Source organism: Acidimicrobiales bacterium, assembly GCA_036399815.1.
Taxonomy (GTDB): domain Bacteria; phylum Actinomycetota; class Acidimicrobiia; order Acidimicrobiales; family DASWMK01; genus DASWMK01.
Map to the genome: position 1 here is coordinate 21342 of DASWMK010000025.1, position 9765 is coordinate 31106.

Here is a 9765-nt window from a genome sequence, read left to right on the forward strand (position 1 = left end):
GCGTCAGGCGGCGGCGATGCCGTGGACGCAGGCCTCCACGTCGTCGGAGTGCTGGTACGCGTCGACCAGCGCGCCCCTCCGCCAGTCGACGAGCAGGATGCTGGCCGGCGCCAGGCCGACGAGGACCTCGTCGCCGAGCACCTGCTGGCCCCTGATGAACAGCGGATGGGCCCTCGCCTGGCCGATGCCGAGCTTGGCGACCACCCGCCGGGCCGTGAACGACACCATGTGCCGGCGCACGAGCGACTTCACCCAGCCGAACGACGTCAGCTCGATGCTGCGCACGGACCGCCGCCCGGCCAGGTCCCAGACCTCGACGGAGTGGCTGGTCGTGCCGCTGGTGAGCGCCGTCCCGTCGTCGAGGATCGTGAGGTTGTGCGCGCCCTTCAGGCGCCGGTCCTCGATGACGACCTCCTCGCGGTCGAGGTCGACGATCACGCCGGGGTGGGTGCAGAGGGCGTAGAGGTGGCCCTGCCACGGGCACACGGCGTTGAGGTGGAGGTGGCTGAAGTCCGACCGCTCGGGCCGCAGCAGCCACTTCTGGCGGTTGTCGGCGTCCTTGTCGATGTCGAGCGGGGTGACCCCGAGGCGGAGCTGGAGCGCCGGCGACTCCCGCGGCCAGCGGCTGTCGACCACGTCACCCTTGTCGAGGTCGACGAGCAGGGCGGCGTCGATGGCCGTCGCCGCCACCCACAGCCGCCCGTCGGGCAGCAGGTGGGTCTCGTGGATGCCGGCGAGCAGCGGGTGGGTGATCCGCCGCTCGGGCTCGAGGTCCCGGGAGAAGAACAAGAGCGTGTGGTACGAGCCGACCATCACGCCGTCGTCCACCAGCTGGACCCCCCGCCCGCCTCGCGCCCCGCCCCTCGGGTTCGGGTCCCGGACGGCCGGGTCGGTCGGCACGACCGGGACCTCGCCGAGCACCCGCTTGGCGTCCCAGTCGAGGCGCACGAGGGCGCCACCCCGTTCCAGCGGGGCGCCGCGGACCACGGTGCTGAAGTAGACCTCCACGTTCCTCCCGTCGGGGGACGCTCAGGCCCGGCCGGCCGCCGCCAGCGCGGGCGCGGGGCCGACGAGGTCGAGGTCCTCGAAGCTGTAGCCGAACCGCCGGGCCCTCGGCTCGAGGCGGTCGGCCAGCGCCCTGGCCCCCCGCCCCTTCCACCGCTGGGCCACGAGCTCCCGCCACATCGCGAAGTAGGGCTCGTTGGTGTCCCGCTTGATCGCCAGCCGGTTGGGCACCGGCTCCACCCCGACGAACTCGTGCACGCCGTGGAGGGCGGCGTCGGGGTCGGCCACGAAGCGCTCGAAGGGCAGCACCAGCACGCGCCGCAGGTGCGGGAGGTCGCCCTCGAACACCTCGTGCGCGTGGACCCAGTGCTCCATCACCTCGAGGAACCTCGTCCGCTTCGGCCGCCGGGTGAAGGTCGCGTACGTCACCCCCACCGGGTGGCGGGTGACGACGAGGAACCACGAGTCGGGGAACAGCGCCTGGAGGAACCGGGCCTTGGTGAGGTTGGGCGGCGACTTCTCCATGAGGACCGGCCGGGACAGGTCCCAGTGGCGGGACCACTCCTCGAACATGCGCCCGGCGTTCTCCGGCGTGGCGAGCGGGCTGTCCTCGGTCAGGTGGGACTGCGGGTCGAAGGCGAACTTGCCGGGGCCGCCGTAGACCCGGGCGACCGGGTAGACGGACTGGAGGAACTGCCCTTCGTCCTCCCGCTCCCCGGTGTCGCGGAACCCGCTGATCGCCGGGTGCTCGCGCAGGGCGTTGGTGACGATCGTCGTCCCGCTGCGGTGCAGGCCGCACACGAACAGGAAGCGCCGGCCCTCGGGGCCACCCGTCGCGTTCACCTCCCGGCCACTCCCGTCACCCTCCATGGTCGGGTGCGGAGGGTACTCGCGGGAGGCGCCAGGACCGGTGCGGGGGTCCGCCGTCGCTGTCACACCCCGTGCGTACTGTGACGCCATGGCGTTGCCGGTGCCGAGGACCCTCTCCCCCTCGAAGGTCGCCGCGTTCACCGACTGCGCCCTCGCCTTCCGGTTCTCGGCCATCGAGCACCTGCCCGAGGCCCCCTCCGTCGCCGCCACCAGGGGCACGCTCGTCCACGCCGCCCTCGAGCGCCTGTTCTGCCGGCCGCCCGAGGAGCGGGTGCCGGCCGCCGCCGACGCCTGCCTGGCCGAGGCGCTGGCCTCCCTGCGCGACGACCCCGAGCTGGTCGCCCTCGGGCTCGACGAGGAGGGCGAGGCCGCGTTCGTGGCCGAGGCGGGCGAGCTGCTGGCCAGGTACTTCCGCATCGAGGACCCGAGGACCGTGCGCCCGATCGGCCTGGAGCTGCGGCTGGAGGCCGAGGTCGGCGGGGTACGGCTCCGGGGCGTGATCGACCGGTTGGAGCTGGACGAGGACGGCGAGCTCGTCGTCACCGACTACAAGACCGGCGCCGTGCCCGGCGTGCGCCAGGAGCAGGCCCGCCTCGGCGGCGTCCACTTCTACGCCCTGCTCTGCGAGGAGTTCTTCGGCCGCCGGCCGTCCCGGGTGCAGCTGCTCTACCTGCGGGAGCCGGTGGCGATCATCGCCCGGCCGTCGGCCCAGTCCACGAAGGGCTGGCGGGGCAAGGTGGCCGCCGTGTGGCGGGCCGTCGAGCGGGCCTGCGCCACCGAGGACTTCCGCCCCCGGCCGTCGCACGTGTGCGAGTGGTGCTCGTTCCGCACCTGGTGCCCGGCCTGGGGCGGCGACCCGGCGGCGGCGAGGGCCGAGCTCCTCGCCGGCCAGCCCCCGCTCCCGCTGACGGCAACGACGTCGCCCCCCGCGGAGCCGGCCGCCCCCGGCGCCGCCGTGCCCGTGCCCGCCGCCATGCCCGTCCCGGTCGCCGTCGCCGGGCCGGCCGTGCCCGTCCCGGCGCCGGTCTCCGGGCCGGACGTGCGCCGCGACCGTGCGCCCGTGCCCGCCGCCGTGGCCGGGCCGGTCCCGGCCGCCGTCGCCGGGCCAGCCGTCCCCGGCGTCTCCGCCCCCGCCCCCGCCCCCGCCCCCGTCCCTGTGCCGGTCGCCGGGCCGGCCGTGCCCCGAGACGCTGCGCCGCTGTCCGCCGCCGTGCCGGTCCCGGTCCCGATCGCCGGGCCAGCCGTGCCCGGCCAGGGCGGCACCGCCCCGGACCCGGCCGGCGAGCGCGAGCTCACCAGGACCTGACCGTGCCGCCGCTCAACCCGACCGAGCCGTCGGCGTCGTCGTCGCCGGTCGCCCGCCCCCCGATCCACCCCGGCCCCGAGCCCGGAGAGCCCCGCCGGGAGATGGTGCCGGGGCGGGCCGTGCTCCCCCCGCCCCTCCGCCGCCGGGTCGCCTGGTTCGACGCCACCGTCGACCGGGCCTTCGACCGCCACCTCCGGGGCCGCCCCGCGATCGACCGGGTCTTCTACACCGCGTCCGAGCTCGGCGACTTCAGCGTCCTCTGGCACATGATCGGCTGCGCCAGGGGCCTGCGGTCCGACCGCGACTTCGTCGCCGCCCTCCGCCTCTCGGGGACGCTCGGCATCGAGTCGGTCCTCGTCAACATGGGGGTGAAGTCGCTGTTCAACCGGTCCCGCCCGGTGTGGGAGCAGTCCCGCCCCCACCGGCTGCGCCGGCCGAGGTCGAGCAGCTTCCCGAGCGGGCATGCCAGCTCGGCCGTCGCCGCCGCCGGCCTGCTGGCCGAGGGCAGCCGGGCCTGGCCCCTCTGGTACCTGCTGGCCGCCGTCGTCGCCGCCAGCCGCGTGCACGTGAAGATCCACCACCCGTCCGACGTCGTCGGCGGCGCGCTGATCGGCGTGGTCGTGGGCCGGGTCGCCCGTCGCGCCTGGCGGTTGCCGGAATCCCGGCCGTCGCCGACCGGTTGATCCCGGACATGCCGACCCGCCAGTTCGCCATCACCTGGGACTACCGGTGCCCGTTCGCCCGGAACGCGTCCGAGCACGTGCTCGACGCCCTCGGGGCAGGGGCCGACTGGGAGGTGCGCTGGGTGCCGTTCTCGCTCGGCCAGGTCCACGTGGCCGAGGGTGAGCCGGACGTCTGGGACGACCCGGACAAGGACAGCGGCCTGCTCGCCCTACGGGCCGGGGTCGTCGTCCGCGACCGCCACCCCGAGCGCTTCCTCGACGCCCACCGCCGCCTCTTCGCCGCCCGCCACGACCTCGGCGGCCAGCTCAACGACCGCGCCGTCGTGGCCGCCGCCCTGGCCGACGCGGGGCTCGACGCCGACGCCGTCCTCGCCGAGGTCGACAGCGGCTGGCCCCTCGACACGGTGCGCAAGGAGCACGAGGAGGTGGCCGGCTCCCACAGCGTGTGGGGGGTGCCGACCTTCATCGCCGGCGACCAGGCCGTCTTCGTCCGGCTCATGGACCGCCCGGCCGGCGACGGCGAGCGTGCCACCCGGTCCGTCGAGCGCGTCCTCGACCTCCTCACCGGCTGGACCGACCTGAACGAGTTCAAGCACACGTCGATCCCCCGGTAGCCTCGCCGCCGTGAGCGACCGGGAGATCCGGGGTGGGCGCCGGATGACCGACGTCGAGGCGCTCATGTGGACGGTGGAGAAGGACCCCCACCTGTCCGCCTCGATCGCCAACGTCACCGTCTTCGACCGCCTGCCCGACCCCGATCGCCTGCGGCGCCGCATGGCCCGCGCCCTCCAGGTCGTCCCCCGCCTGCGCCAGCGGGTGGTGCCCGGCCTCGGACGGCTGGCGCCCCCGGAGTGGGCCGACGACCCCGACATCGACCTCTCGTTCCACATCCGCCACCTCGCCCTGCCCGCCCCCGGCACGCAGCGCCAGCTGCTCGACCTCGCCGCCCTCGTCTACGCCGACCCGTTCGACCGGACCCGCCCCCTGTGGGAGTTCGTCCTCGTCGACGGCCTCGAGGGCGGCCGGGCGGCGATGATCCAGAAGCTCCACCACACCGTCACCGACGGCGAGGGCGGGGTCCGCATGTCCGAGCAGTTCGTGGACCTCGCCCGCGACGCCCCCGAGCCGGCGCCCGTCGAGGTCGCGGTCGAGCCGGCACCGGAGCGGACCCTGGCCGCCGCCCTGGCCGACACGGTCGGGCACCAGGCCCGCCGGGCCGTCGGCATCGGCGCCCGCTCGGCGCGGGAGCTGTCCGGCCTGGCCCGCTCGCCCGGCCGCCTCCTGGCCACGGCCGGCGCCGTCGCCGAGGCCGCCTCGTCGCTCGCCCGCCAGGTGGTCGTCACCGAGCGGGCCCGCTCGCCGCTGTGGACGGAGCGGTCGCTGCGGCGCCGGATCGAGGTGCTGCGGGTGCCCCTCGACGACGCCCGGCGGGCCTCCAAGGGCCTCGGCGGCAGCATCAACGACTTCTTCGTGTGCGGGGCCGCCGGCGGGGCGGCCGCCTACCACCGCCACTTCGGGGTCGAGGTCGACGAGCTGCGCATCTCGATGCCGGTGAGCACGAGGACCGACGGCTCGGCCGGCGGCAACGCCTTCACCCCGGCCCGGGTGCTGGTCCCCGCCGGGATCGAGGACCCGGTGGCCCGCTTTTCCGCCGTCCGGGAGCGCCTCTCGACGGTGAAGGGCGAGCGGGCGCTGAACCTGGCCGAGGGCCTCGCCGGCGTCGTCGCCCTGCTGCCCACGTCCGTGCTCGTGCGCGCCGCCCGGTCGCAGGTGGAGACCGTCGACTTCACGGCGTCGAACGTGCGCGGCGCCCCCTTCGACCTCTACATCGCGGGCGCCAAGATCCTCGCCAACTACCCCATCGGGCCGACGGCGGGCACGGCGTTCAACCTCACCCTGCTGTCGAGCGCCGGGAACCTCGACATGGCCGCACACATCGACACGGCCGCGATCGAGGACCCCGAGCTCCTCCGGACCTGCCTCGAGACCGCCTACCGGGACCTGGTGGCCGCCGGCACCTAGGCGGAGGGCACCAGCGGCTCGTCGTCGGCGTCGCCCGCGTCCGCGGGGGCCAGGAGCGTCCGCACGTCGAGGAGCAGGTCGGCCACCTCGTCGGTGGACACCAGCTCACGGTGGTGCAGATCGCCCAAGCCGCGGTCGATCAGCGCCAGCGCCTCGCGGATCACTTCCAGGTCGTCCACTCGCGTCATCGGCTCTCCCAACGCCATCGACGGCCGCTGCGCTTCCGTGAACGTCGTCACCCTGGGGCACCGTCGGGCACGGAGTGCCGCCGAGCCTACCCGGGCGCCGTCGTCCACAGTCGTCATGCTCCTAACCTGGCCCGGTGCCCTACACGGTGGTCAGCCGCCTGGCGAGGGGCGGGATGGGCGTCGTCGACCTCGCCACCGGCCCGGGCGGCACGTCGGTCGCGCTGAAGCGGGTGGCGGTGGCCGGCGGCCCCGGAGAGCTGGCCGTGGCGAGGGCCCGCATCCGCCGCGAGGCCGAGGTGCTCCGGCGCCTGTCGCACCCGGGCATCGTCCGCCTCCTCGACGTGCTCGACGACGGCGGCGACCTCGTGCTCGTCATGCCCTACCTCCCCGGCGGCAGCCTGGCCGACCGGGTGGCGAGGGACGGGCCCCTCCCTGCCGCCGAGGTGGCCTGGCTGGCCCGCCACCTCCTCGACGCCCTGGCCGCCGCCCACCGCGCCGGGGTCGTGCACCGGGACGTGAAGCCGGCCAACGTGCTGTTCGACGGGACCGGGCGCCCCCACCTCGCCGACTTCGGGGTGGCGTCGACGGGCGACGTGACGGCGGGGCTGACCGCCCACGGCTGGGTGGTCGGCACGCCCGAGTTCATGGCCCCCGAGCAGGCGAGGGGCGAGCGGCCGGGACCGGCGGCCGACGTCTTCTCGCTCGGCGCCACGCTGGTCCACGCCGCCACCGGGCGCTCCCCGTACGGCACCGGCGACCCCCACGCCCTGCTCCTGCGGGCCGCCGCCGGGCGGGTCGAGCCCCTCCCCCGCTCGCTCCCGCCGGCGCTCCGCCGCCTGCTCGCGGCGATGCTCGAGCGCCAGCCCGAACGCCGACCCTCGGCCGCCGCCCTCCTCGGCGGTCCGGCCGGCACCCGGCCCCGCCGGCCGGCGGTGCGGTCCCGCGGCGCGGCCGTCCGGTCCGGTGCCCTGGTCGTCGCCGTGGTCGCCGCCTGCCTCGGGCTGGCGGTGGCGACGGTCGCCGCCGTGCGGGCCGTCGGCGGCGACGAGCCGGCCGAGGCGGCCGCCCTGCCCACGACCACGACGGTGGCCCCGACCACCGTCCCGCCCTGCACCGACCTGCCCTACCAGCCGTGCGGCCGGCCGCCGGCCCCGAACACGGACGGCCGCCGCTGCACGGGCGCGACCGCCGACTACGACGGCGAGGCCGGCAACGGCTGCGAGGCCGAGCCCGACGGCAGCGACGGCGCCGTCCTCGCCGGTCGGCTGACCGCCAACCTGGTGCCCGCGGCGGACACCGACACCTTCCCGTTCGAGGCCTCCGACGGGTTCCAGGTGCTCTGCGACGGCGCCGTGACCGTCACCCTGACGGCGCCGGCCGGCGTGGCCCAGCGGCTGGAGGTGGTGCGGGACGGCGACGTCCTCGGCACGGCGGTCAGCGCCGACGGGGCGCCCGCCGAGGTGCGGGTGCGGGAGCGGGACTGCGGCGGCGACGACGGCGGGACCTACGAGGCCAGGGTCTCCTCGGTCGGCACCGACCGCACGGCCGCCCACTACGAGCTCGAGGTCGCCGGCCACTTCTGACCCTCGACCTCGACCTGAGGTCGAGTGTTCGCCTCGCGCTACGGTGCCGCCATGCCGACCTCCGCGCCGCTCGGCGTGACCTTCGCCAGCCTCCAGGCCCTCGGTCCGGCGGCCGCCCCCGAGGTGGCCCGGCGGGCCGAGGCCCTCGGCTACCGGTCGTTCTGGACGGCGGAGGTGACCGGGCCGGAGGCGTTCGCCACCCTCGCCGCGGCCGGCGCGGCGGCGCCGACGCTCGGCCTGGGCACCGGCGTGATCGCCCTCCAGCTGCGCACGCCGATGGTCGTGGCCATGGCCGGGGCGACCCTCCAGGCCCTCCACCCCGACGCCGACGTCGTCCTCGGCATCGGCATCTCGTCGCCGGTGGTCACCGGCCGCTGGCACGGCGTGCCCTACGGCGACCGCCCGCTCGCCCGGGTGCGGGAGTACGTCACCCTGCTCGAGGCCTGCCTGTCCGGGGAGCCGGTGACGTTCTCGGGCGAGTTCTGGTCGGTGTCGAAGTTCCGCCTCGGCGTCCGCCTCGGCGAGCGGCGCCCCAAGGTCGTCGTCGGCGCCCTCAACGAGGGCATGCTCCGCCTGGCCGGCGAGGTGGCCGACGGCGTGCTGCTCAACTACCTCCCCGCCTCCCACGTGCCCTGGTCCGTCGAGCAGGTGCGGAAGGGCGGCGACGCCACCATCCACGCCTACGTCCACACCGGGGTGTGCGAGCGGGCCGACGGCCTCGACCTCGCCCGGCGCGACCTGTTCTCCTACGCCGTCGTCGACGCCTACGCCCGCAGCTTCGAGCGGGCCGGCTTCGGCGCCGAGGTGGCCGAGATCCGGGCCCGCCACGGGGCCGGCGACCGGGACGGCGCCCTGGCCGCCGTGTCCGACCGGATGGTCGACGCCATCGACGTCATGGGCGACGAGGCGACGGTGGCCGCGACCGTCGCCGAGTACGTCGACGCCGGCGTGGAGGTCCCGATCCTGATGCCGCTGCCCTGGGGCCCGGACCGCATGGCCGTCGTCGACGCCACCCTCCGGGCCGCCGCCGGCACCACCCGGCCCTAGCATCCGCCCGTGGAGCTCGCCGGGAAGGTCGTCCTCGTCACCGGGGCCGGGAACGGCATCGGCCGGGCCCTGTGCCGGCGGTTCGCGGCCGAGGGCGCGGCCGGCGTGGCCTGCGTGGACGTCGACGGCGCCGCCGCGGAGGCGGTGGCCGCCGACGTCGGGGGCCTCGGGATCGCCGCCGACGTGGGCCGGCCGGACGACGTGGCCGAGGCCGTCCGCCGGGCCGAGGCCGAGCTCGGCCCCATCGACCTCGCCTGCGCCAACGCCGGGATCGCCGTCGGCGGCGGGGTCGAGACGTCCGACGACGACTGGCAGCGGGCCTGGGACGTGAACGTGATGGCCCACGTGTGGCTGGCCAGGGCCGTCATCCCCTCGATGGCGGCGCGGGGCGGCGGCTACCTCCTCCACACCGCGTCCGCCGCCGGCCTGCTCACCAACCTCGGCGCCGCGCCCTACACGGTGACCAAGCACGCCGTCGTCGCCCTGGCCGAGTGGCTGTCGATCACCCACGCGGACGACGGCATCCGGGTCTCGTGCCTGTGCCCGCAGGGGGTCAACACCAACATGCTCATGGGCGACGCCGCCGGGTCCCCGGCCATGGCCGCGGTGATGGCGGCCGGCCGGGTGGTCGAGCCCGACGAGGTGGCCGCCACCGTGGTCGACGGGCTGCGCGACGAGCGGTTCCTGATCCTCCCCCACCCCGAGGTGGCCGACTACGAGCGCCGCCGGGCCGAGGACCGGGAGCGCTGGCTGGCCGGCATGCGCCGCCTGCACGGCCGCCTCCGCGACGCCGGCGGCGGCGCGGCCACCGGCGCCTGACGCCGTGGACCGGGCGACGGTCGAGGTTTACGAGGCGTCGGCCGGCGCCTGGCAGGCCAGCCGGCCGCCCCGCGAGCGGGACCGGGCCGAGGCGCTGGCGGCCCGGGCCGGCCGGCCCGTGGCCGACCTCGGGTGCGGCGCCGGCGGCTACACCGGCGTGCTCGGCCGCCCGGTGCTGGCCGTGGACGCCGCCAGGGCCATGCTCGACCTCACCGGCGCCGCCGCGCCCGGCGCCTGGGTCG

Annotated in this window: 11 protein-coding genes; 8 read left to right on the forward strand and 3 right to left on the reverse strand. The window is 76.4% G+C overall.

Annotation, left to right across the window (positions count from 1 at the left end):
• Window positions 1-3: 3 nt before the first annotated feature.
• Both VGB14_01565 and VGB14_01570 read right to left on the reverse strand, forming a co-directional pair.
• Window positions 4-1008, reverse strand: coding sequence for a hypothetical protein (locus VGB14_01565; GenBank protein HEX9991593.1), 1005 nt, complete (start codon window positions 1006-1008; stop codon window positions 4-6).
• A 21-nt stretch (window positions 1009-1029) separates the two neighbouring features.
• Entirely contained in the window at window positions 1030-1875 is an 846-nt protein-coding gene (locus VGB14_01570) for a sulfotransferase (GenBank protein ID HEX9991594.1), read from the reverse strand.
• Between the two features lie 88 nt (window positions 1876-1963).
• Between VGB14_01570 and VGB14_01575 the strand changes: the two genes are divergently transcribed.
• Genes VGB14_01575 through VGB14_01590 form a run of 4 tightly spaced genes read left to right on the forward strand, consistent with a single transcriptional unit; the run spans window position 1964 to window position 5886 of the window.
• Window positions 1964-3181 carry a PD-(D/E)XK nuclease family protein gene (locus tag VGB14_01575; GenBank protein HEX9991595.1) on the forward strand — a complete coding sequence of 406 codons (1218 nt, stop codon included), beginning with the start codon at window positions 1964-1966 and terminating at the stop codon, window positions 3179-3181.
• 2 nt (window positions 3182-3183) lie between these two features.
• The gene (locus VGB14_01580; protein HEX9991596.1) at window positions 3184-3864 is read left to right on the forward strand and encodes a phosphatase PAP2 family protein; all 681 of its coding nucleotides are present in this window, start codon (window positions 3184-3186) and stop codon (window positions 3862-3864) included.
• A gap of 8 nt (window positions 3865-3872) precedes the next feature.
• Entirely contained in the window at window positions 3873-4478 is a 606-nt protein-coding gene (locus VGB14_01585) for a DsbA family protein (protein ID HEX9991597.1), read from the forward strand.
• A 10-nt stretch (window positions 4479-4488) separates the two neighbouring features.
• Window positions 4489-5886, forward strand: a complete 1398-nt coding sequence (locus VGB14_01590) for a wax ester/triacylglycerol synthase domain-containing protein (protein ID HEX9991598.1) — start codon at window positions 4489-4491, stop codon at window positions 5884-5886.
• Here the strand turns inward: VGB14_01590 and VGB14_01595 are convergent.
• Window positions 5883-6125 (reverse strand): hypothetical protein, encoded by a 243-nt coding sequence (locus VGB14_01595; GenBank protein HEX9991599.1) that lies wholly within the window; start codon window positions 6123-6125, stop codon window positions 5883-5885. The genes VGB14_01590 and VGB14_01595 overlap by 4 nt on opposite strands.
• Before the next feature lie 83 nt (window positions 6126-6208).
• Between VGB14_01595 and VGB14_01600 the strand changes: the two genes are divergently transcribed.
• The 4 genes from VGB14_01600 to VGB14_01615 all read left to right on the forward strand — a co-directional run.
• On the forward strand, window positions 6209-7657 hold the full coding sequence (locus VGB14_01600) for a serine/threonine-protein kinase (protein ID HEX9991600.1): 1449 nt from the start codon (window positions 6209-6211) through the stop codon (window positions 7655-7657).
• A 51-nt stretch (window positions 7658-7708) separates the two neighbouring features.
• Window positions 7709-8704, forward strand: a complete 996-nt coding sequence (locus VGB14_01605; protein HEX9991601.1) for an LLM class F420-dependent oxidoreductase — start codon at window positions 7709-7711, stop codon at window positions 8702-8704.
• A gap of 9 nt (window positions 8705-8713) precedes the next feature.
• Window positions 8714-9523, forward strand: a complete 810-nt coding sequence (locus VGB14_01610) for an SDR family oxidoreductase (GenBank protein HEX9991602.1) — start codon at window positions 8714-8716, stop codon at window positions 9521-9523.
• 4 nt (window positions 9524-9527) lie between these two features.
• Window positions 9528-9765, forward strand: a 238-nt coding sequence (locus VGB14_01615) for a hypothetical protein (protein HEX9991603.1), incomplete at its 3' end; no start/stop codon positions are given.

Bases quoted from the DNA above. Each gene is read 5' to 3' on its own strand.
- VGB14_01570 (HEX9991594.1), bottom strand. From the start codon at position 1,875: ATGGAGGGTGACGGGAGTGGCCGGGAGGTGAACGCGACGGGTGGCCCC.
- VGB14_01575 (HEX9991595.1), top strand. From the start codon at position 1,964: ATGGCGTTGCCGGTGCCGAGGACCCTCTCCCCCTCGAAGGTCGCCGCG.
- VGB14_01585 (HEX9991597.1), top strand. From the start codon at position 3,873: ATGCCGACCCGCCAGTTCGCCATCACCTGGGACTACCGGTGCCCGTTC.
- VGB14_01605 (HEX9991601.1), top strand. From the start codon at position 7,709: ATGCCGACCTCCGCGCCGCTCGGCGTGACCTTCGCCAGCCTCCAGGCC.